The organism is Flavobacterium sp. UW10123, from assembly GCF_040538975.1.
Taxonomy (GTDB): domain Bacteria; phylum Bacteroidota; class Bacteroidia; order Flavobacteriales; family Flavobacteriaceae; genus Flavobacterium.
In genome coordinates this window covers 20,818-42,756 of sequence record NZ_JBEWQE010000003.1, presented here as the reverse complement: position 1 = coordinate 42,756, position 21,939 = coordinate 20,818, and the positions used below count along the sequence as shown (strand labels likewise).

Annotated in this window: 26 protein-coding genes; 16 read left to right on the top strand and 10 right to left on the bottom strand. The window is 32.3% G+C overall.

The window, feature by feature from the left end:
• The first annotated feature begins 4 nt into the window (after positions 1-4).
• Positions 5-856 (top strand): hypothetical protein, encoded by an 852-nt coding sequence (locus tag ABXT06_RS04545; protein WP_354589680.1) that lies wholly within the window; start codon positions 5-7, stop codon positions 854-856.
• A gap of 244 nt (positions 857-1,100) precedes the next feature.
• Here the strand turns inward: ABXT06_RS04545 and ABXT06_RS04540 are convergent, their stop codons facing one another.
• Positions 1,101-1,283, bottom strand: a complete 183-nt coding sequence (locus ABXT06_RS04540) for a hypothetical protein (protein ID WP_354589679.1) — start codon at positions 1,281-1,283, stop codon at positions 1,101-1,103.
• 175 nt (positions 1,284-1,458) lie between these two features.
• Between ABXT06_RS04540 and ABXT06_RS04535 the strand changes: the two genes are divergently transcribed.
• Positions 1,459-2,019: a hypothetical protein gene (locus ABXT06_RS04535; protein WP_354589678.1), complete on the top strand. Its 561-nt coding sequence runs from the start codon at positions 1,459-1,461 to the stop codon at positions 2,017-2,019.
• 274 nt (positions 2,020-2,293) lie between these two features.
• Here ABXT06_RS04535 and ABXT06_RS04530 read toward each other — a convergent pair whose 3' ends face one another.
• Positions 2,294-2,956, bottom strand: a complete 663-nt coding sequence (locus ABXT06_RS04530) for a hypothetical protein (protein ID WP_354589677.1) — start codon at positions 2,954-2,956, stop codon at positions 2,294-2,296.
• A 112-nt stretch (positions 2,957-3,068) separates the two neighbouring features.
• Here ABXT06_RS04530 and ABXT06_RS04525 point away from each other — a divergent pair, with 112 nt between their 5' ends.
• Both ABXT06_RS04525 and ABXT06_RS04520 read left to right on the top strand, forming a co-directional pair.
• Complete coding sequence (locus tag ABXT06_RS04525) at positions 3,069-3,395, top strand: hypothetical protein (RefSeq protein WP_354589676.1); 327 nt, start codon at positions 3,069-3,071, stop codon at positions 3,393-3,395.
• A 298-nt stretch (positions 3,396-3,693) separates the two neighbouring features.
• The gene (locus tag ABXT06_RS04520; RefSeq protein ID WP_354589675.1) at positions 3,694-4,098 is read left to right on the top strand and encodes a helix-turn-helix domain-containing protein; all 405 of its coding nucleotides are present in this window, start codon (positions 3,694-3,696) and stop codon (positions 4,096-4,098) included.
• A 3-nt stretch (positions 4,099-4,101) separates the two neighbouring features.
• On the opposite strand, the gene ABXT06_RS04515 is transcribed toward ABXT06_RS04520, so the two are convergent.
• Both ABXT06_RS04515 and ABXT06_RS04510 read right to left on the bottom strand, forming a co-directional pair.
• A complete protein-coding gene (locus ABXT06_RS04515) occupies positions 4,102-4,485 on the bottom strand; it encodes a hypothetical protein (RefSeq protein WP_354589674.1) in 384 nt (127 codons plus the stop codon).
• A gap of 86 nt (positions 4,486-4,571) precedes the next feature.
• Positions 4,572-4,988 carry a hypothetical protein gene (locus tag ABXT06_RS04510; RefSeq protein ID WP_354589673.1) on the bottom strand — a complete coding sequence of 139 codons (417 nt, stop codon included), beginning with the start codon at positions 4,986-4,988 and terminating at the stop codon, positions 4,572-4,574.
• Positions 4,989-5,132: 144 nt separating this feature from the next.
• On the opposite strand from ABXT06_RS04510, the gene ABXT06_RS04505 reads away from it, so the two are divergent.
• Complete coding sequence (locus ABXT06_RS04505) at positions 5,133-6,362, top strand: multidrug effflux MFS transporter (protein ID WP_354589672.1); 1,230 nt, start codon at positions 5,133-5,135, stop codon at positions 6,360-6,362.
• Positions 6,363-6,466: 104 nt separating this feature from the next.
• Here ABXT06_RS04505 and ABXT06_RS04500 read toward each other — a convergent pair whose 3' ends face one another.
• The 4 genes from ABXT06_RS04500 to ABXT06_RS04485 all read right to left on the bottom strand — a co-directional run bounded on the left by ABXT06_RS04500 (position 6,467) and on the right by ABXT06_RS04485 (position 11,521).
• Positions 6,467-7,732 (bottom strand): NAD(P)/FAD-dependent oxidoreductase, encoded by a 1,266-nt coding sequence (locus ABXT06_RS04500; protein WP_354589671.1) that lies wholly within the window; start codon positions 7,730-7,732, stop codon positions 6,467-6,469.
• An 80-nt stretch (positions 7,733-7,812) separates the two neighbouring features.
• Positions 7,813-9,147 (bottom strand): DEAD/DEAH box helicase, encoded by a 1,335-nt coding sequence (locus tag ABXT06_RS04495; protein WP_354589670.1) that lies wholly within the window; start codon positions 9,145-9,147, stop codon positions 7,813-7,815.
• Positions 9,148-9,342: 195 nt separating this feature from the next.
• On the bottom strand, positions 9,343-10,878 hold the full coding sequence (locus ABXT06_RS04490; protein WP_354589669.1) for a DEAD/DEAH box helicase: 1,536 nt from the start codon (positions 10,876-10,878) through the stop codon (positions 9,343-9,345).
• A gap of 109 nt (positions 10,879-10,987) precedes the next feature.
• The gene (locus tag ABXT06_RS04485; protein WP_354589668.1) at positions 10,988-11,521 is read right to left on the bottom strand and encodes a DUF6155 family protein; all 534 of its coding nucleotides are present in this window, start codon (positions 11,519-11,521) and stop codon (positions 10,988-10,990) included.
• Positions 11,522-11,661: 140 nt separating this feature from the next.
• Here ABXT06_RS04485 and ABXT06_RS04480 point away from each other — a divergent pair, with 140 nt between their 5' ends.
• Together ABXT06_RS04480 and ABXT06_RS04475 are read left to right on the top strand one after the other, a co-directional pair.
• On the top strand, positions 11,662-11,955 hold the full coding sequence (locus ABXT06_RS04480) for a DUF3817 domain-containing protein (RefSeq protein ID WP_354589667.1): 294 nt from the start codon (positions 11,662-11,664) through the stop codon (positions 11,953-11,955).
• A complete protein-coding gene (locus ABXT06_RS04475) occupies positions 11,948-13,195 on the top strand; it encodes a mechanosensitive ion channel family protein (RefSeq protein WP_354589666.1) in 1,248 nt (415 codons plus the stop codon). Before ABXT06_RS04480 ends, ABXT06_RS04475 begins: the two co-directional genes overlap by 8 nt.
• A 170-nt stretch (positions 13,196-13,365) precedes the next feature.
• On the opposite strand, the gene ABXT06_RS04470 is transcribed toward ABXT06_RS04475, so the two are convergent.
• The gene (locus ABXT06_RS04470; protein WP_354589665.1) at positions 13,366-13,785 is read right to left on the bottom strand and encodes a hypothetical protein; all 420 of its coding nucleotides are present in this window, start codon (positions 13,783-13,785) and stop codon (positions 13,366-13,368) included.
• A gap of 81 nt (positions 13,786-13,866) precedes the next feature.
• On the opposite strand from ABXT06_RS04470, the gene ABXT06_RS04465 reads away from it, so the two are divergent.
• The 5 genes from ABXT06_RS04465 to ABXT06_RS04445 all read left to right on the top strand — a co-directional run bounded on the left by ABXT06_RS04465 (position 13,867) and on the right by ABXT06_RS04445 (position 16,803).
• Positions 13,867-14,274: a hypothetical protein gene (locus tag ABXT06_RS04465; RefSeq protein WP_008464130.1), complete on the top strand. Its 408-nt coding sequence runs from the start codon at positions 13,867-13,869 to the stop codon at positions 14,272-14,274.
• A gap of 5 nt (positions 14,275-14,279) precedes the next feature.
• The gene (locus tag ABXT06_RS04460; RefSeq protein ID WP_354589664.1) at positions 14,280-14,747 is read left to right on the top strand and encodes a hypothetical protein; all 468 of its coding nucleotides are present in this window, start codon (positions 14,280-14,282) and stop codon (positions 14,745-14,747) included.
• 27 nt (positions 14,748-14,774) lie between these two features.
• Positions 14,775-15,350 carry a Crp/Fnr family transcriptional regulator gene (locus ABXT06_RS04455; RefSeq protein ID WP_354589663.1) on the top strand — a complete coding sequence of 192 codons (576 nt, stop codon included), beginning with the start codon at positions 14,775-14,777 and terminating at the stop codon, positions 15,348-15,350.
• Positions 15,351-15,475: 125 nt separating this feature from the next.
• Entirely contained in the window at positions 15,476-16,447 is a 972-nt protein-coding gene (locus ABXT06_RS04450; protein WP_354589662.1) for a quinone oxidoreductase family protein, read from the top strand.
• 233 nt (positions 16,448-16,680) lie between these two features.
• Positions 16,681-16,803 (top strand): hypothetical protein, encoded by a 123-nt coding sequence (locus tag ABXT06_RS04445; RefSeq protein WP_260677856.1) that lies wholly within the window; start codon positions 16,681-16,683, stop codon positions 16,801-16,803.
• Between the two features lie 147 nt (positions 16,804-16,950).
• Here ABXT06_RS04445 and ABXT06_RS04440 read toward each other — a convergent pair whose 3' ends face one another.
• Entirely contained in the window at positions 16,951-18,927 is a 1,977-nt protein-coding gene (locus ABXT06_RS04440) for an alpha-ketoacid dehydrogenase subunit alpha/beta (protein ID WP_354589661.1), read from the bottom strand.
• A gap of 188 nt (positions 18,928-19,115) precedes the next feature.
• Here ABXT06_RS04440 and ABXT06_RS04435 point away from each other — a divergent pair, with 188 nt between their 5' ends.
• The 4 genes from ABXT06_RS04435 to ABXT06_RS04420 all read left to right on the top strand — a co-directional run bounded on the left by ABXT06_RS04435 (position 19,116) and on the right by ABXT06_RS04420 (position 21,938).
• Positions 19,116-20,066 (top strand): isopenicillin N synthase family dioxygenase, encoded by a 951-nt coding sequence (locus tag ABXT06_RS04435; RefSeq protein ID WP_354589660.1) that lies wholly within the window; start codon positions 19,116-19,118, stop codon positions 20,064-20,066.
• 113 nt (positions 20,067-20,179) lie between these two features.
• The gene (locus ABXT06_RS04430) at positions 20,180-20,512 is read left to right on the top strand and encodes a translation initiation factor (RefSeq protein ID WP_202002749.1); all 333 of its coding nucleotides are present in this window, start codon (positions 20,180-20,182) and stop codon (positions 20,510-20,512) included.
• Positions 20,513-20,616: 104 nt separating this feature from the next.
• Positions 20,617-21,486, top strand: coding sequence for a nucleoside phosphorylase (locus tag ABXT06_RS04425; RefSeq protein ID WP_160781289.1), 870 nt, complete (start codon positions 20,617-20,619; stop codon positions 21,484-21,486).
• A gap of 11 nt (positions 21,487-21,497) precedes the next feature.
• The gene (locus ABXT06_RS04420) at positions 21,498-21,938 is read left to right on the top strand and encodes a DinB family protein (protein ID WP_354589659.1); all 441 of its coding nucleotides are present in this window, start codon (positions 21,498-21,500) and stop codon (positions 21,936-21,938) included.
• Position 21,939: the final 1 nt, after the last annotated feature.

Here is a 21,939-nt window from a genome sequence, read left to right as displayed (position 1 = left end):
AAGTATGAATTTTATTCAATATATAGATGATTCTTACGCAGTCAAGGTAAAAGAGATTAATTCATCAGAAGGTTTTTATATAAATGGTATTCAAACACCATTTTTTATATTATCTGTCTTTATTGGTAATAAGCGTGTTACTGGTGTGGAGTTTAACAATTATGATAGTTTACCTATGCTGTCTGTTATTAATGATTTAGGTAATATAGATTTAAATGTAATTCCTCAAAATTATTTTGCTACTGCTTTTACAGAAATTTATTTTAATATTCCTTTTGGTGGCGATTCTGCTAGTGTAGAGATTTCAAATTTTAGTGATTTTCAAACAAAACCGTTAAGGTATCTTAAAGAATATAAATTACCTCAATTTAGATTAGATGGCAGATTTTCTCAGGGTTCGGGTTATCAATTTGACACTAGGGTTTATTCGATGCTTAATATTGGTACTATTCAGGCGGATAATAAATTTTATGTAAATAGTTATGATACTTATTTAAATCATACTCATTTAGATACGGTTTATTATCAAGGGCAATCGGTTAATTACCTTCAAAATGGATATAACTTGGTTAATAGTTTTCCAGTTCAAAATAACGGTAGTATCATTCAATTTGGCGATTTTTATGTAAAAATGACAACAAATAAAACCTCTTATCCTTATGGTTTGAGAATTTACATTTTTACTGATATCCGAACTAATGAATTTTGGATTATTGTTAATTATGTTGAACAAGGTACAAGTTTAATTAAAAAAGCAGAATTTGACATTTCAACATTTGTCTGTGTAAACGGTGGTTTCAAAATCAAGAATCTTCTTCAAGATGTAGAGATACAAATCAGCACAATCTATGGCTAATACTACTCCTACTCCTTATAGCTGTACTATCTTTAATAAAGATAAAAGCATAAGACCAATAAAAGTTGAGTTTTGTAAATCAATATTTTATTTGCATAACTGGTGTAAGAATATCAAATTTGATTACCATTACATTAATATTTATAATCGAAAAACTGGAAAATACATTTCTCGACAATATTTCAATGAGTATATAATAGATAAGCCTTTGTATTAATTTACAAAGGCTTATTTATAAACTGTTTTAGATGCCTTGCAACATACCTTTAATTGCGATTGTAGAATCTTTAACATCAAGTTCAAGACCTGACTTAAGAATTAAAACTGATCCTACGCCTAATTTTTTGTTTTCATAAAATCCAGCAATTTGATCTGCTAAAATTAAACCTGTTCCACCGTTTACTACTTTGAATTCTAGTAATTTCATTTTTTAGTCTTTAATAATTAATAATTTTGAAAACTATAAAATTTATCTGACATATGCTATAGTTTTTTTAAGGTATAATTATTTATTCTTTTATAGCAATTGACAAAGTGAAATTAAAATTATTGGCACTATATTTGAAAATCTTTAGTAATTATAAACTCACAAATAAAACCACATGAAAAAAAATACTTTATTAAAAATTTTAATTGGATTAGTGGCGGTTCTTATAGTTCTAGTTTCACTATCGTTTATTGATTCTCATCGTGATTTTGAGGAACAATTAAAAATTGAAAAAGGAATTGATTCTGTTTTTCAAAATGAAGCTAAACAAAAGTATCTTCATGACTTAACTGTTAAGAATAGACAGTTAAGAAATTCTTGGACAGAATATATTGGCGTTAAGACTAATGACTATACTTATTACGAAGTTGGCGGTGTTGAAAATTTAAAAATTACTTGCACTAATGATACTCCATATAAGTTAGATGTGGTTTATGTTACTGTTTGTTATATTATCGATAATGGAACATGCTTCAAGACTGAGGATGTAACTTTTAATAATGTTCCTCCAAATTCTCAAATGTCTGTTAATGCTCCAAATTCTTCAAGAGGTAAAAAAATAAGTTTGGATATATTAGAAATCTATAGTGATGATTTGAATTTCTTATACAATCTTACTACACCTTTGCCAAATGGAACAAACGACCCTTACTTTTCAAAGCAAAGGCATAGATAGAAATCAATAAATGAACCCCAATAAAACGGGGTTTTTTTATGTCCATATTTTTTTTATACCTTTAGATTTCTACAAAATAGTGCTAAAAATTGATGTTGATAAAGTTGTTAACATCTTCTTGGACATACTGCAAATCATACTATAAATTATAGGTCAAAATAGGATAGTGGTACTTGTAGCGTAAGGCTTCGTAAAATCAGGCTTTCTATATTGTGTATTTGTATTTTAGGGAAATAACATTTATAACTTTGACAAAATAAAACCAGATCTCCTTTTAATTAAGAGGATTTGGTTTTTTTAATTTTTCTCTAAGTGATAAAATAAGCTCAATTGTTTCTGTATCTGCATCCTTTGCAATCTTATTTAAGCAAAGTTCTAAATCATAGAACTTTCTTTCTCGTAATTCCTCAATATCTTCTTGTTCTAATTCTTTTAAACAAGTTGTCAAGTTTTCTAAACATAATTTTGTATTATAGTTTACACCTGCATTCAAATAATAATCTAGTGAATAAACAAAACTCTGAAATGCCTCAAAAAATTCAGTTTTGCCAAGATGATTAATTCCATTAATATCCATAACCATTCCGCTAAGCTCATCATTTAATTTTCGCAATTTTATATCATATTCTTTTGTTTTTGCGTCAAAAGCAGTAATTAGATCTTGTGTTATACTTTTTTTCGCTTTTTTAATTTCATCAATAATCTTATTTTCCAATTCTTTTTCACTTGCTTTTATAGTTTTATTCTGAATATATTGGATTACGAAAGGAACAGCAATTGCTAAAACGGCAAAAGCGCCACTTAATACATATAGTAATTTATTCCATGAAGAATCATAAAACTCATTTACTTTGCTCAAAATCTCTAAAGTGTCATTTGAGTTGTTTACTGTTGCTTCAGCTATTGGTTTTACAGCTTCTAAAATTAATTGAATCATAATTTGAATTGTTTTTGATTGTGCGCTAATATAAATTTTTCAAATATTAAATCATTACGGAAAACCGTAATTAGAATACAATTGAAATTATTAGTTTTAAATAAAATTTTTTATGAATAGTAATAAACTGAAGAAAAAAGTACTACGTCACCTCTTGGTGTTTAAAGATGGAAGCCCTATTGATAAAATTATAGAGAAAACTGGGTTTGATGAAATAACGTTAGAGGTTGTTTTAGGTGCTTTGTTATCAGAGCAATATGTGGTCAGATCTAACGAATATAAAGGTTGTGTAATAACTTGGAAAATTACAGATAAAGGCATAAATGCATTATTGATTAAACAATTTGACAAGTTATCACTAGAAAATATTTTGAAAGTAGGACCACTTTTAATTTCAATTCTAGCTTTAATTGTTTCTATAATAGCACTTTTTGATTAACTCCGCTTACGCTCCGTCGCCTTTGCTTCGCTTCAGAAATTCCAGAATGTTAGTTTCAGTACGATTGGGGGCGTGCCCCTCAAACCCCCTGGATTCTTTTTTCAAAACGCTTTTTGGATTATAATAGAAAGTTATGTTTTCCATTAGTGGAACAATATGAGATTTATGGACACACAACAAGAATCAATAAAATGCTTCTGATTAGTAAACTTTTAAATTTTTAGAAATAACATTTATCAGTATGTTATCAATATTTTAAGTAAAAATCCTATATTTGACATTTACGATATACATCAATATGACAGAGAAAAAAGTACATCAAGGTAGAAATATTAAGCGTTTCCGGGAAATGTTGGGTATTAAACAAGAAGCCCTTGCCTTTGAATTAGGTGAAGATTGGAGTCAAAAGAAAATTTCAATTTTAGAGCAAAAAGAATTGATTGAAAATGATATTCTAAATCAAGTTGCTAAAATTCTAAAAGTACCTGTTCAAGCTATCGAGAATTTTGATGAAGATTCAGTAATAAATATAGTTACAAATACTTTTAGTGACTTTAAAGATAATGCTGTTGCTTCTCCTGTTGCGATGAATTACAACTGTACTTTCAATCCTTTAGATAAAATGGTAGAGCTTTACGAGCGTATGCTTGAGCAACAAAAAGAAATGATTGAAAAATTGGAAAAGCTTATAAATAAAGAATAAAGCTTATTCGTATAATTTATTCAAAATCATCTCTTTTGGCACAACATCACCTCCGCCATTTTTATTGAACTGGATTACGTTGTCGTTTACAAATAAAACTGCGCTAGCTGTAATTCCGTTTTTATCTTTTAGTTTTATTTGCGCTTTATCGCCATGTGGATAAACATGTCCGGTAACTTCCAAAATTCCTGAATTTAAATCTTTGTGTTCGCTTGTAACTTCTGCAGTTCCAAAAATCTTATAATTGGATTGTGCAATCGTAATGCTAAAAAGATATTCTTTCTTGCAGTCTTTGCATTTTTGACTTCCCCAAGTTCCTGAGAATTTATTCTGCTGTGCGAATGTTTGTAAAGAAATAAAAAATGCCAGGAAAAGAAATTTTTTCATTGTAGTTTGTTGTATTAAAATCTGAACCAAATATAAATCAAAAAGCATCACAAGTTTGTGATGCTTTTTTAAAAATTTTCTTAAATCTATAATTTTTTCAAATAAACCGATTTTCCATTTAATGACACGTCAACTTGATTTGTTTTTTCGTTAAACGTAGTTCGTAAAGCATTTCCGTTAAAAATAGTAACGTCGCCATATACATGGCCGGCTTCACTAGAATTATAATCAAATTTTACTTTTTTGTTTCCTGGTTCAATGCCCAATTTGTAACTTGAAAATTTTGTCCCTCTTAAATCAAAATCCTGCTGCGAATCGATAATTTTTCCGTCTGCATAGAAATTCGTAACCGATTTGCTTAATGAAATATCCGGATAATACTGGTTTACTTTTTTTAAGAGTTCGTATTGTTCAATACTAGCTTCTTCCTGTTTAGATGTAATGGTTTGCGCAAATGAAATCGTTGTGAATAAAATTGCTGCTAGTAAAAAGTACTTTTTCATATTTTCTAATTTAAAGATTAATAAATAGTTACACTAAATAATGCTGCCAATTAGTTTAATTTATTGTTATAAACTTTCTCAAGTTATACTACAAGGTATGAAATCTTTACCTTTGCAAAAAATTATAAGCCACTTTTTAAGATAATGACAACAAAAAAATATATTCAGCTGATCCTGATTTTAGGTTCTTTAACTGCGCTTGGTCCTTTTTCAATCGATATGTATCTGCCTGGTTTCTCAGGAATTGCGAAGGATTTAAATACTTCTGTAGCTAAGGTCTCTATGAGTTTATCCAGTTATTTCATCGGAATTTCTGCAGGACAATTGCTTTATGGACCTTTGTTAGACCGTTTCGGACGTAAAAAACCTTTATTTATAGGGCTCCTAGTCTATATTTTAGCTTCTTTAGGATGTATTTATGTTGCTGATATTGATGCTTTTATAATGCTTCGTTTTGTTCAGGCCATCGGAAGCTGTGCTGCAACGGTTGCTTCTGTAGCAATGGTTCGTGATTTATTTCCTGTAAAAGATATTCCGAAAGTATTTTCTCTGCTAATGCTCGTTGTTGGACTTTCTCCAATGCTGGCGCCAACTATTGGCGGTTATGTTACTGAGGATTTAGGCTGGCACGCTGTATTCTTTATTTTAATGTGTATGGGAATCGTGATTCTAACCGCTTCACAATTAGGACTTCCAAATACGTATCAGCCAGATACTTCTATTTCGTTAAAACCAAAACCAATTATTTCTAACTTTATTTCTGTTATAAAAGAGCCTCAGTTTTATACTTACGCATTTACAGGTGCAGTTGCATTTTCTGGATTGTTTTCTTACGTAGCCGCTTCTCCACTTGTTTTTATGGATATTTATAAGGTTGATGCTAAAACTTACGGATGGATTTTTGCCCTTATGTCTGTTAGTTTTATTGGTTCTAGTCAGCTAAATTCTATGCTACTGAAACGATTTTCTAGCGAACAGATGATTTTTGGAGCTTTAATTTCTCAATCTATTATAAGTATCATATTCTTGATTTTGGCTTTGAATGATCTTTTAGGATTGTATGAAACTATCGGAATGCTATTCTTGTTTTTAGCTTGTTTAGGAATTTCAAACCCAAACACAGCAGGTTTAACGCTTGCTCCTTTTGCTAAAAATACTGGAAGCGCTTCTGCATTAATGGGTGCTATTCAGCTTGGAATTGGAGCTTTGGCTTCATTTGCGGTTGGTGTTTTTGTAAAAAATTCTGTAACACCAATGGTGGCTATTATGACAACAACAACTATTACAGCATTTATAATTTTAAATATCGGTAAACGATTTATCAAACAAAAAGTAGAATTATCTGATAATGATGATGTCATGATTGGACATTAAAAGTTTTAAATTACAAAAAGAATTCCAAACTCTACAGTAAGCAAAAAGCCAAAATCAAAATGATTTTGGCTTTTTTTATTTTAGAATTTAAATTTTTTCTAAACCTAGCTTTGTTGTCTTTTTTCAGGTCTAATAATCATTCTAAGCGATTGATCTTTTGCAAAATAGGCAACCATCCAGTTCCAGAATGTATTTAGCCTGTTTCTGTATGTAATTAAAGATATTAAGTGAACGAATAGCCAGATAAACCAAGCAAAGAATCCTTTAAAATGCCATTTTGGACTTGGCAAATCTACTACAGCTTTATTTTTTCCGATAATTGCCATAGAACCTTTGTCTTTATAAGCAAACGGTTTTAGCGGTTTGTTGGCCACCATCGCTTTAAAATTCTTAGCCAGATTTAAACCCTGCTGAATTGCAACTTGTGCCACTTGCGGATGTCCGTCAGGAAAATTCGCATCACCAGTCAAAATTGCGGTATCACCAATGGCGTAAATATGATCTACAGCATTTACTTTGTTGTAAACGTCCGTTGCCATTCTACGTCCGCGGCCATAGCTTTCCTTTGGCATTCCTTCGAAAATTTTAGCAGAAACTCCAGCTGCCCAAATTAAGTTTTTGGTTTTAATTGTTTCTCCGTTTTCAAAATGTACCGTATCATCAACATAATCGACAACACGAGTATGAAGTTTTACTACAACACCAAGTTTTGTAAGTGCGTCAAGAGTATCTTTTTGCGACTCTTTGCTCATTGGTGCCAATAGAGCATCTCCTCCATCAACTAAGTAAACATTACTTGCAGATGTTTCTAATTCCGGATATTCTTTTAGTAGAATATTTTTTCTCATTTCGGCAAACATTCCAGAAACTTCAACTCCAGTTGGTCCACCGCCAGCAACCACGATTGTTAATAATTTTCGGCGTTTACGGATATCTTTGCAAATTGCCGCTTTTTCAAGATTTTTAAGAAGCGCATTACGCATTTCGATGGCGTCATTTAAAGTTTTCATCGGGATTGCGTTTTTCATCACGTTTTCCATTCCAAAATAACTTGTTTCTGCTCCAGTTGCAAAAACAAGGTAATCGTATTCTAGTTCTCCGTTGCTTAAAGTAATTTTCTTTTCAGTAGGAGAAACAGATAATAATTCGCCTAAACGAAATTGCAGATTTTTTTTGCCTGCAAAGAATTTTCTAAACGGATAGCTAATGCTTGATGGTTCTAAAAATGCCGTGGCAACTTGATATATAAGTGGTGGGAAAAAGTTATAATTATTCTTGTCTACAAGCGTTACTTGTATTTGAGGCTGATTTACAAGCTCCTTTGCCAGATTGATTCCTGCAAATCCACCTCCAATAATGACTATTTTCATATATGTTGTATTAAGTAGGATTATAAAATAATTCCTTATAAATATACAACTTTAATATGCAATGACAATTGTCATATTTATTACTTTTTGAATTTTTTAACAGGTTTTTCAACTATATCGATTTTGTTCTGTAGTACATAACTTGCCATTAATTTTTCGATTAGTTCGTCTTTCGTTAAGTGATGAAAAACAGTTTTTACTTTTGTTTTTAAATCAGAAGAAAGTTCGTGATTTGGTTTTGTTTTGAAGATTTGCTTTGCCCACAAAAGCATATTGTTTTCTTCAAGACTTGCTGCCGAAGGTTTTTTAAATTCAGAAAATTTAATTCCTAATTCTCTTTCGAAATCAGCAATTTCAAAAACTTCTTCTTGCTGTAAAACTGTCAAGGAAAGTCCTTTCGCTCCTGCCCTTGCCGTTCTTCCGCTTCGGTGAACATAATTTTCGTAAGTATCAGGCAAATGATAATTAATTACATAGGAGATTTCTTTCACATCGATTCCTCTCGCCGCCAAATCGGTTGCAACCAAAATATTGATATGTCCTTCACGAAACTGTTCCATAATTCTATCGCGAATTCCTTGTGTCAAACTTCCGTGAAGTGCTCCCGAAGAGAATTTATTGATTGCCAGATTTTTGGCCAATTTATTTACGGCAGCTTTTGTTTTACAGAAAATAATACCTCTTTCGCCGTCTCTAGAATTCAAGAAATGCATTAAAACTTCCAGTTTTTCAATAGGATCTACCACAATATATTCGTGATCAATTCCTTCGTTTCCAACAGTTTCCATATTCGCACTTATTTGAACTACATTTTTATGCAAATAATTCTGAATCAGCTGTTTTATGGTTCCAGGAAGTGTTGCCGAGAATAACAAAGTGCGGTGTTTCTTTGGCAGTTCAGCAATAATTTCGTCTAAGCTTTCTTTAAGAATAGCCACCATTTCGTCGGCTTCATCCAAAACTAAGTACTCGGCTTGTTTGATATCGATTGCTTTTCGTTGAATTAAATCGATTAAACGTCCCGGAGTTGCCACAACGATTTGAGCACCTTCTTTTAATCTTTCAATCTGCGGTTTTATTGGAGTTCCTCCGCAAATAGAAGCAATAGATATATTAGGAATATATTTTGAGAAATCTTCTAAATTTCTGAAAATTTGTTGTCCCAATTCTCTTGTAGGAACCAAAATTACAGCTTGAACCGTATTTGATTCTGCATTGACCAATTGCAATAAAGGCAATCCGAAAGCGGCAGTTTTTCCTGTTCCTGTTTTGGCTAAACCAACAATATCATGGGTTTCGCTCAAAAATAACGGAATTGTTTTTTGCTGAATTTCTGTTGGTTCAACAATGTTTAACTCGCTTAAAGCTTTTAAAATTGGAGCTGAAATTCCTAATGTTGAAAATGGTTTAGACATAATTATTTTAGATTTTTGACTTAAGATTTTAGATTTTAGATTTGCCAAAATCTTTTTAGGATTTTATTTCTCCTTAAAATTAGTGAACCATTAATATATTTAGAGGTTTTCTAAATATATTAATGGTTTATTTTATTTAAAGTTCTGCAAAGGAACTTTTATGACTTTTAAACTTTAGACTTTCAGACTAATTTATCAATCCGGCTCATTCATGATTTTCTCACGATATTTTTTACCTATTAATAAAGTTAATCTTTGTTTGTAATCGTCAACCAGCCACTCGCGGTAGTTTTTACTGCATTGGCTTAAACATTTAGAATAACGTTTAATACGATCTTCGATATCATCTTCTAATTCTTTAGCCAGCATTTTTGCTTCCTGAAGTGTTTCTGTATTGTCTACACACATTGCAGCATGCTGATCTAGAGATTTATCTAAAACTACTTTAGAACGAAGATTTTGTTTAATAATTAATTTATGTTCTTCGTCAACATCAAAACTAACATCGGCCGTTTTACTGAATTTAGCACGCAATTCTGGTGGCATGCTGTATTTGAAGAACATTTCTATTTCTTGGTCATCACGCAAGTTTTCTAAGTAAAATTCTGGTGATTTAAAAATATGCTGCCAGTTTACAGGATCACTCCATAAACCAAAACGAGCGGCGTTGTTTCCTAAATCGATAACTGTAAATTCATCTTTTCCTGGCAATTTACGAGAACCGCGACCAATCATTTGGAAATACAACGTCAATGATTTTGTTGCTCTGTTCAAAATAATCGTTTCTACAGTTGGCTCGTCAAAACCAGTTGTCAAAATTCCGACAGATGTCAAAATCGCATCTGGAGTCTTTTTAAACCATTGCAAAATATCTTTACGCTCTTCAGAACTACTTGTATTATCTAAGTGTCTGATGTCGTAACCAGCTTCTCTAAACGTTTCATATACATATAATGAAGTATGAATACCGTTATTGAAAATTAAGGTTTTCTTTCCTAAAGAACGCTCTGTATACGCATGAAGCAGTTTTTCCTGCATCAAAGTATTGGTATACAAATCGTCTGAAGATTTCACGGTATAATCACCATTAATACCCACTTTAAGCGAAGTCAAACCAACATCGTAGCTGTAAGTTGTTGCTTTTGCCAAGAAGCCTTTTTCGATTAATGAACCAATGGTGTCACCAACGATAAGTTCGTTGTAGCTTTGGTGCATTGGCAATTTTATATTTGAACTCAAAGGCGTTGCAGTTACTCCAAGAATAAAAGCATTTTTAAATGAGTTTAACAGTTTTCTAAATGAGTTGTAGTGTGCCTCATCAATAATAACCAAACCAATATTATCAAGATGAAGTTTTTCGTCATTAATACGGTTTTTTAAAGTTTCAACCATTGCCACGAAGCATGAAAAATCATTTTGGTCTGGCAATTCTTTTACTTTACTATTGATTATTTTGTTTGTAACGCCAAAACCTGTTAACATTTTTGAAGTTTGTTTACAAAGTTCAATACGGTGCGTCAAAACCACCACTTTTTTATCGTTATGTGATAAATAGCGGCGAACGATTTCAGAAAATATTACTGTTTTTCCTCCTCCTGTTGGAAGTTGATACAGTAAGTGGTGTTTCGGAGGAGCATTATCTAAACGGTCAAAAATAGCGTCAATATCGCCTTTTTGGTATGCATACAGTTCTTTTTTATCTTCTCTTTGTATTTCTAAAGTTTGAGACATTGTTTATTTTTGGATTTTTGCAAAAATACACCGAAAAAACAGTTATTCATCTTCTTTTAACCTAAAATAAATATTTTTTTTGAATAAAGATTTTTTATGAGAAAGGGTTTTAGTAGTCGATTTTCTCCAAAATTGCGTCAAAATCGTACTTATTTCTCCATTTTTGCTCCGAAGTTTCACTCTGAATTGCATTAATTCGCAATTTAAAATCATTAAAAATTCCGTTTGAGACAATATAATTTACCGCTTGCTCAAAAGAATTAAAGATGCTTTTGTAAAATAATTCCTGCTTGATGAAATTTTGCGAAGAAAACGTTTGCGCAATTTCAATATTGTAAAGCATAATATCGGCCACAACATACGAGTCAACACCCAACATCATAAAATGTTTGATTAATTTTTGAGCAACCGATCTTCTCATTTTGGCTTTTGGACGCCATTTTGCTCCAGGTTTTTTGATCGGAAAATATTCGTGTGAGATTTTAATCTTTGCATCCTGAAGCAATTTGTCTTCTTTTGGATTAAAAACAAAGTCATAATACACTTTTACAGGAGCAAATTTCTCGTACAATTCTATCAATTGTTCTTCTAATTGCTCTTTGGTCAATTCGCCTAAATATTTTTTTAAATCTCTTTTACTCATAGAGTAAAGATAATTTTCAAATTTTTAAATTCCAAATCCCATTTTTTACCTCATTTTACTGATTTAATTTTGATTTTTTAAACTCTAAAATCAATCCAGAATCCTTAATTTTGCTGCCATAAAACTTAAAATATATATACATGCTCAAGATTTTCAAAGTTACTGCCATTTTAGAGGGAATCTCTTATTTAGTATTGTTTGCCAATATGTTGATTATCAAAAATAATAATCCTGAACTTTATCATACATTATTACGTCCGTTAGGAATGACACACGGTGTTTTATTTATCGGATACATTCTTTTAGCCTTTTTATTGAAAAGATCAATGAACTGGGATTTAAAAACTTTTGCAATCATTCTAGTTGCTTCTCTTATTCCGTTTGGAACATTTTACATTGAGAAAAAATATTTAGAAACTAAAGCAAATGCATAAGCTTTTGGAGAAAATATTTAATTTTTTATATCCTGTTTTCAGAGACTGGGGAATGAGCCGCAATGTCGCGTCTTATACCAGTCTAATTTTTAATATTGCTATTTTAATAGCGCTGGCTTACGTAATTTATTACGCGGCCAAATTTATTTTAGTCACTTTGACTGCTGTTTTCGCTCAGCGAACCAAAACTAAGTTTGACGATTATTTAATTCAAAACAAAACCACTAGGTATACCGCCTATTTAATTCCGTTTTTCTTTATTTATAAAGCCGTTCCCGTTATTCTGGACAAATATGAATATTGGGAATCGATTTTCGGAAAAATAGTGGGAATCTATATTGTATTGCTTGGATTATGGATTGTTCGAACTGTTTTTAATTCGTTACGCGATTATTTAAAACAAAAACCTGAGTATAGCGATAAACCGATTGACAGTTTTGTACAAGTTATTATGATTGTGCTCTGGATTTTTGGAGTTGCCATGATTATTTCGACTTTATTCGGAATTAAAAAAGGTGAGCTATTAACCATTCTTGGAACACTTTCGGCTATTATTATCTTAATTTTTAGAGATACGATTCTTGGATTTGTTTCGAGTGTTCAGGTTGCCATAAACGACATGGTTCGCATTGGAGATTGGATTACAATGGATAAATTTGGAGCTGACGGAGATGTTATCGAAATCAATTTGACAACGGTTAAAGTTCGAAATTTTGACAACACGATTACCACAATTCCAACCTATGCATTAAGTTCAGATTCGTTTCAGAACTGGCGCGGAATGCAAAAATCTGATGGAAGACGCATCAAAAGACACGTTTTAATAAAAAGCAGTACAATTCGTTTTTTAAACGAAGAAGATTTGCATCAACTGCGAAAAGTACAGCTTATAACTTCATATATTGACAGCCGTCAAGCGGAAATTGATAAATACAACGATCTTAGGGGAATTGATAAAACGCTTTCGCTAAATGGCCGAAACATGACCAATTTGGGATTGTTTAGAAAATACATTATGCAATATTTACATGACCATCCGGGATTGAACAAAAATATGCATATCATGTGCCGACAGCTGCAATCAACCGCGCACGGAGTTCCGTTGGAGATTTATGTGTTTTCTAGCGATAAACGTTGGGCAAACTACGAATATATCATGGCTGATATTTTTGACCACGTAATGGCATCAGTAAGATATTTTGATCTTGAAATTTTTGAGCTTCCTTCGAGTATTGGTTAGATTTTTAACCGCAAAGTTCGCAAAGGTTTACGCAAGGTTCGCAAAGTTTTTTTAGACAAAGCTTTGCGAACTTTGCGTTTTTATAGGTTTAGTATATCAAAAAAACTTGCGTGCTTTGCGGTAAAACACACAAGCCATTCAACCTGAAACCTGAAACTTGAAACACCCCCTCACTCCTTCTCTATTTTCTCAAAAAGAAACTCAGGATTTTGATATTCAATAGGAACTTCTGGAACGTAACACGGAAGATTGAAATAAGTTCCGATCACTCCTTTTCCCAAATAAAGTTTTCCGTCTTTCTTTAAAATCGCTAACGGAACTCTTTTCCAAGCACCGCCGAAAGAAATGTAATGATAATCACCTCTAAGTGTATCACCTCTTAAATCGCCTCGTACATCGCCAGAATCTTTTCCCGTTCCGTAGTGATTAATTTCGTAGCGTCCATAAAAACGTTTGTCATTAATATGGATATCCAAAACCGCTGTGTCTTTATTGTTTACAGCACGATATAATTGACGGTTATATTTTTCTTTATCTTCTTTAGAATTGCAAGAAGCTAGTAATAAGCATAAAAACAGAAATAATCGCATAATTTATTTTTAGAAAAACAAAAATAGGTTTTTACTATGGGATTATTTCTTTAACTTTAAGAAAAACTTAAAACAAATACCATGGAAGATAGAGACACCTTTTTAAAAGAATTCAGAGGCGAAACTTTAGGAACCGTAAGTGCTCAATCTTCAGCAGATGAGATCTTTCAAAACCAGACCATCAGGCCTATTTTAAAATTGCAAAACGACTTATTTATTGCCGTTTTTATTAATTACGTAAACAAAAATAAACCTGATTTTTATTCTTATTCGGTTGAAAAGAAACTCCAGACCATCGAAAATTCCATACAAAAAGACATTAAATTCAGAAATTCTTTAAAAGGAATTGTAATGGCGCTTTTTACAGTTGACGAATACAATACTTATATTAAGAATTCTTCTGATTTGAATAAACGTATGATGAACTTGTTGATTGACCGATTGAAGAATCAGGTGCAGTTGTTTGAAGTGGAATCGGATTCTAAGTGATTTTAATGGAAATAGAAATTCTTCAAGATAAAAAACGAAGTTTATACGTTTACAAAAATAATGAATTGTTATTTTATTCTAAGGTAAAATCCAACTGGACAAACAAGGTTACAGAAATTTACAATCATAATGATATTTTGCTTTTAGAGGTGAAATATAAAATGACAATAATAAAATCTTCTTATAAGATTTTATTTCAAAATGAATTGGTTAAGGAGGAAATAGTAGAAATAACAGACACGAGAATAGTTTTTGATACTGACAAAAGATTATATACAAAACAAGATTATTTTATCGCTATAGACGGAAATTTTTCCTACTATTTTAAAGAAACTAGAATTTCTCAATTAAAACAGAAAAGTTGGGTTTCAAATCCAAAGATATTTTTAAGTATAAATGATGAAAACCTAGAATTTTTAAATCTAGTACTCTTTCATATTTTAGCAACAGAAGCAGGATATAGTTCTGATTAAAACAATTTAAAATTTTAGAATAAATCAATGTTCAACCAATTCCGAAATAAATTTCCTTTAACCGACGAAAAATGGAGCGAATATATCAGTTATTTTAACCGAATTGAAGTTCCTGCTAAAACAACCCTTTTAGAAGAAGGCGAAGTTTCAAAAAAACTTTATATCATAGAAAAGGGCTGTATTCGGGTTTGGTTTAACAATAACGGAAAAGATCTCACTACGCAATTCTTTTTTGAAAATGAGAGCGTTGCTTCTATCGAAAGTTTCATGAAGAAACTTCCGAGTCCGACCAATATTGAAACGATTGAGCCTTCAGTTTTGTGGTGGATTCATAAAAATGATCTGGATAAAATTCTAGAAGAAATCAAAGAGATCCCTGAATTGAGGGATAGTCTCATTAATAAGCTTTTTGAGCGTACTTTTGATTATATGAAATATTTCGTTTCGTTTATAAAAGATTCCCCTGTAGAGCGTTATTCTAATTTAATTAAAGAAAGGCCTCAAATCATATTGCGTGTTCCGCAACATTATATCGCTTCTTATTTAGGAATAACAACTGTGCATCTAAGCAGACTAAAAAGTAGACTATTAAGTAAAGAATAATTGACTTTTTAGTCAAACTTAAATTGACTTATATAACTTATATGATTTAAAGAAAAATTTGATAACAAATGTTATCGTCTGCCCATAAACGGCTGTCTAATTTTGCTTCATAAAATTTAATAATTATGAAAGCAGCAGTAGTTTATAAAAAAGGAGAATCTCCAAAATATGCAGAATTTGAAGAGCCAATTGCATCCAATGAAAACGAAATTTTGGTTTCGGTAAAAGCAGTAGCTATTACGAATTTGGATAAAGGAATTGCAAGCGGAGATCATTATTCTTCAGAAAAAGAAAATCAAAACGGATTTATTGTAGGAAGTGACGGAATCGGTACTCTAGAAAACGGAACAAGAGTTTACGCCCGCGGAATATCTGGAACAATCGCAGAAAAAGCTTTAGTAGAAAAAAACCGAATGGTAGCTTTACCAGACGGAATTGATGATGCAACAGCCGCAGCGATGCCAAATGCAGTTGCAGGTTCGGCAATGGCACTTCGTTTTAGAGCGGGAATAAAGTCAGGCGAAACCGTTTTAATAAATGGAGCGACTGGTTTTACAGGACAAATGGCTGTTCAAATTGCAAAACATTATGGAGCTAAGAACATTATTGTTACAGGAAGAAATGAAAAAGCGCTTAAAAGTCTTTTAGAATTAGGTGCCGATGAAATTCTTTCTCTAAAACAAGATGATGAATCTTTTGTTTCCCAACTAAGAGAAATCCATAAAAATACTCCAATTGATATTGTAATAGACTACTTGTGGGGACATTCGGCAGAGCTTATTTTTTCTATTTTAAAAGGAAATGGAAATTTTACACATAGAACCAGATATGTTTCTGTAGGTTCAATGTCTGGAGACACCATTCAATTATCGGCTCAGATTTTACGAAGTGTAGATCTTCAATTATCGGGTTCAGGATTAGGAAGCTGGACAAAAGAAGAAGTCAAATTATTATTTTCTGAAATTCTGCCCGAAATGTTTCTTTTGGCTTCAAAAAATATACTAAAAGTAAATATTGAAACAGTAAATCTATCCGATATAGAAAAAATGTGGAATGCGGAAGTTCCTGACGGAAAGCGTTTAGTTGTGGTAATCTAAAATTTTTAAACACATAGAAACATAGTTTATCGCTTCTTAAAAAGGTAAATAAAAGAAACTAGTTTCTCACACATAGCTATGTGTATTTAAACAAGTGAAACGCCTTTTATAGATTCCAAGAAGCTATGTTTCTATGTGTTTATATTTTAATATTCTAATAGCTCTTTCAAAGCTTGCTCGAATCTATTCTTTGGTAAAAACTGATCTTATTATTTTCTGAAATACTGCCTGAAATGTTTCTTTTAGCTTCAAAGAATATACTAAAAGTAAATATTGAAACAGTAAATCTATCCGATATAGAAAAAATGTGGAATGCAGAAGTTCCTGACGGAAAGCGTTTAGTTGTGGTAATCTAAAATTTTTGAACACATAGAAACATAGTTTATCGCTTCTTAAAAAGATAAATAAAAGAAACTAGTTTCTCACACATAGCTATGTGTATTTAAACAAGTGAAACGCCTTTTATAGATTCCAAGAAGCTATGTTTCTATGTGTTTATATATTTAATATTCTAGTAGCTCTTTCAAAGCTTGCTCGAATCTATTCTTTGGTAAAAACTGATCTTCAAGCGCTTTTGTAAACGGAATTGGCGAATCTAAACTCGCTACACGTTTTACAGGAGCATCTAGATATTCGAAGCAATTTTCCATAATTAAAGCCGAAATATCACTTGCAATTCCGCCAAATAGGGTGTCTTCTTGGTAGATTATAGCTTTTCCAGTTTTCTTAACCGAAGCAAAAATCGTTTCTGTATCAAGAGGCTGTAAAGTTCTTAAGTCAATTAAATCAGCATCAATTTCTGGATGTTGCGCTAAAGTGTCTAAAGCCCAATGAACAGTAGCTCCAAAAGCAATAATCGTTACCGATTTTCCTTCTTTTACCAAAGCCGCTTTACCTAAAGGAATAGTATAATAGTCTTTTGGAACATCTTGATAAATACTGCGGTATAATAATTTATGTTCGAAGAATAAAACAGGATTTGGGTCGTTAATTGCGGTGTTCAAAAGCCCTTTCGCATCGTATGGAAATGCTGGATAAACCACTTTTAAACCTGGGGTTTTAGTAAACCAAGCCTCATTGGTCTGAGAGTGAAATGGCCCAGCCTGAGTTCCTCCGCCGCAAGGCATACGAACGACAACATCGGCTTTTTCGCCCCAACGGTAATGAGATTTAGCCAAAAGGTTCACAATCGGATTAAATCCTGAAGAAACAAAATCCGCAAACTGCATTTCTACAATTGCTTTATAACCGTTTATAGAAAGTCCCATTGCAGTTGAAACTATGGCGCTTTCGCAGATTGGTGTATTGCGTATTCTGTCTTTTCCAAAAGCATCAACAAAGCCCTCTGTGATTTTAAAAGCACCACCATATTCAGCAATATCCTGTCCCATAATCACGAGGTTTTTATGGCGCCACATAGATTGTTCTAAACTATTTCGGATGGCATCTATAAAACGTATATTTTCTGAATCTGAATTATGGCTATATTCCTCATATTGAAATTCTTTATAAACATCATCTAATTCTCCGCTGTAAGTTGGTTCAATTTCAGGTTCTGCATTTGCAATTGCCCAATTTTCGTCAATTTCCTGTTTGATTTGGGCATGAAATTGTTCGTCTAATTCAGCAGTTAGAATTCCGTTTTCGGTCAAATATTTTCTGTAATTCGTAACAGGATCTCTCAGTTCCCATTGATCCATTAAATCCTGAGGGACGTATTTTGTACCACTCGCCTCTTCATGACCGCGCATTCTGAAGGTTTTGAACTCCAATAAAATCGGACGCGGATCCTCCTGCATTTCTTTCTTTAACTGAGACAGTTTATTGTAGATTTCTACAATATTATTTCCATCAATAATCCAGCTTTCAATTCCGTAACCAATTCCTTTGTCTGCAAGATTTTCACAAGCATATTGTTCGTTGGTTGGCGTTGAAAGTCCGTAGCCATTATTTTCAATGACAAACATTACAGGCAGTTTCCAAACGGCTGCAATATTTAGAGCTTCGTGAAAATCGCCTTCGCTTGTAGCACCTTCGCCAGTAAAAACAGCAGTGATTTTTTTATTGTCTTGAAGTCTGTTTGCAAGAGCGATTCCATCAGCGATTCCTAACTGCGGACCCAAATGCGAAATCATTCCTATAATATTGTATTCCTGTGTTCCAAAGTGAAAACTTCTATCTCGGCCTTTTGTAAAACCGTTTGCTTTTCCTTGCCATTGCGAGAATAAACGATGAAGCGGAATTTCTCTGGTCGTAAAAACCCCAAGATTTCGGTGCATTGGAAGCACATATTCAGATTGGTCTAAAACAGCGGTTACACCAACAGCTATGGCTTCTTGTCCTATTCCAGAAAACCATTTGGAGACTTTTCCTTGCCGAATCAAGATAAGCATCTTTTCTTCGATCAATCGTGGTTTTAATATTTTTTTGTATAAATCTAATAATTGCGCGTCAGTCAGGTTTTGGCGGTAAAAGATCATGTAATTTTTTGTTTTTTAGTGTTTCAAATATAACAAATTGTTGCTGTTTTATTAGAATACTAAATAAATTTTTAATCAGAAATTTGCTTTTAATGCCTGAGCTTAAGATTATTTTCTAAAATATTATCTACCTTTGTTAGCGAAAGGTACTTATGACACCTTTCTTCTTTAAATAAAAAATGTAAAGTATGCAAAACATTCCTAGTGTAGACTTACGTGATTTCCTTTCGGACGACCCGAAACGTAAACAAAAATTTGTAAATGAAATCGGCAGTGCATTTGAAAACATTGGCTTCGTAGCCTTAAAAGGTCATTTTCTTGATGATCAGTTGGTAGACGAACTTTATGGTGAAATTAGAAACTTTTTCGCCTTGCCAATAGAAACTAAGCATAAATATGAAATTCCTGGAATCGGCGGACAAAGAGGTTATGTTTCTTTTGGAAAAGAACATGCTAAAGGACGCAGAGAAGGAGATTTAAAAGAATTTTGGCATTTTGGTCAATACGTTGACAAAGATTCAAGATGGGCTTCTGAATACCCAGACAATGTTAAAGTTACTGAATTACCTCGTTTTAATGCGGTTGGTAAAGAAGCGTACCAAAAATTGGAAAAAACGGGTGTTTATGTTTTAAGAGCTTTAGCTTTACATTTAGGTCTAGATGAGTTTTATTTTGATAATTATGCAAAAGAAGGAAACTCAATTTTAAGACCAATCCACTACCCTCCTATTACTTCTGAGCCAGAAAACGCAATTCGTGCGGCAGCTCACGGTGATATCAACTTGATCACATTACTAATGGGAGCTCAAGGTAAAGGGTTGCAGGTTCAGAACCACAACGGCGATTGGATTGATGCCATTGCTGAAGATGATGAATTGGTAATCAACGTTGGTGATATGTTGTCTAGACACACTAACAATAAATTAAAATCTACAATTCACCAAGTGGTAAATCCGCCAAGAGAATTGTGGGGAACTTCACGATATTCAATTCCATTTTTCATGCACCCAGTAAGCGATATGCGTTTGGATTGCCTTGAAAATTGTATTGATGAAGAAAACCCAAAAAAATACGAAGATATTTCAGCTGGAGAGTTCTTATACGAACGTTTAGTAGAATTAGGCTTAATCAAAAAATAAGCTTAAATATTTTCTAGATATAAAAATTCCAAATTCCAAGTTTTTCTTGGGGTTTGGAATTTAATTTTTAGATATCTTTATGCTTGAAAATTTATTTTTAGAATAAAAAAAATATGGACTTAAAAGATCAATTAAAGAATCTGTTTCCAGATCATGTTGAATCAAATGAGCCTGAACAAGTTGAAGAACAAGACCACGTTCTTTACGTTCAGAAGGAACCTATGATTTGTAAATTTGAAAAAAGAAAAGGAAAACCAACCACTATTATTGAAGGTTATGAAGGTTCTGATGAAGATTTTAAAATCTTAGCCAAAGAAATTAAAACCAAATTAAGCGTTGGCGGAACTTTCAAAGACGATTCGATTATAATTCAAGGCGATTACCGAGATAAAATAATGGCAATCTTAAAAGAAAAAGGATTTAAAACCAAACGTGTAGGCGGATAACTAATTTGTTTAAAAAGTTTCATGTTTCATGTTTCAAGTTTCTCGAGATAACTTGAAACATGAAACATGAAACAAAAAAACAAAAACTTAGCAACTTAAAAAAAATGATACAATCATCAGAATTAATATTAAATCCAGACGGAAGCGTTTACCACTTAAACCTTCGTCCTGAACACATAGCACATGACATTATTTTTGTCGGTGACCAAAATAGAGTAGAAAAAATCACTCAATTTTTCGATTCAATCGAACATTCTGCTCAAAAAAGAGAATTCAAAACCCAAACCGGCATTTATAAAGGCAAAAGAATTTCGGTAGTTTCTACAGGAATTGGCCCTGATAATATTGATATTGTGCTAAACGAATTAGACGCTTTAGTAAATATCGATCTTAAAACGCGCCAGCCAAAAGAAAAATTAACTTCTTTAAACATTATTAGAATTGGAACTTCAGGCTCTCTGCAAGAAGATATTCCAGTGGATAGTTTTGTAATGTCTAAGTTCGGTTTAGGATTAGACAATATGCTTCGCTCCTATTTAATCGATGATGTTTCGATTACAGAAATTGAAGATGCATTTGTAAAACATACCAATTGGGATCCTAAAAAAGGAAAACCTTATGTGACGCAATGTTCTGAAAAATTGGAAAAATTAATTGAATCAGATCGAATTTTTAAAGGAATTACAGCAACTGCTGGAGGATTCTACGGCCCTCAAGGAAGAGTTTTGCGTCTGAATATTCAAGATGAGGAATTAAATAACAAAATGGATAATTTTAGTTTTAATGAAACTAAAATCACTAATTTAGAAATGGAAACTGCTGCAATTTATGGACTTTCTGCTCTTTTAGGACATAATGCTTTATCGTTGAACGCTATTATTGCCAATCGTGCTTCTGGAACTTTCAGTGCAGATCCGTACAAGGCTGTTGACGAGTTGATTGCTTATACATTGAATAAGTTAGCTGGTAATTAACTAGAGTTTTTATGCAAGACGCTATTCTTAAATTTGAACAGTTATTGAACGAAAATGTCAATTATATTCCGACAATAAACAATGATATTTTAGAAGTAAAAAATCCGGGAAAGTGGTCTAAAAAAGAGATTTTAGGACATTTGGTCGATTCTGCAATTCATAATTTGGTTCGTTTTACGGAAATTAATTATGCAGAAAAACCATATCGCCACAGACCGTATAATCAAATGGATTTAGTAAATTTAAATCAATATCAGGAAATAGATATTCAGGAACTTACGCAGCTATGGTTTACCATAAACAAGCAGATGATAAGATTAATGAAGTCTGTTGATGAAAAAGCTTTAGATTACAAAATCATTTTGGCCGACGAATCTGAAATAGATTTGAGGTTTTTAATGACCGATTATGTTGAACATTTAGAACATCATATTAATCAAATAAGAGCATAAA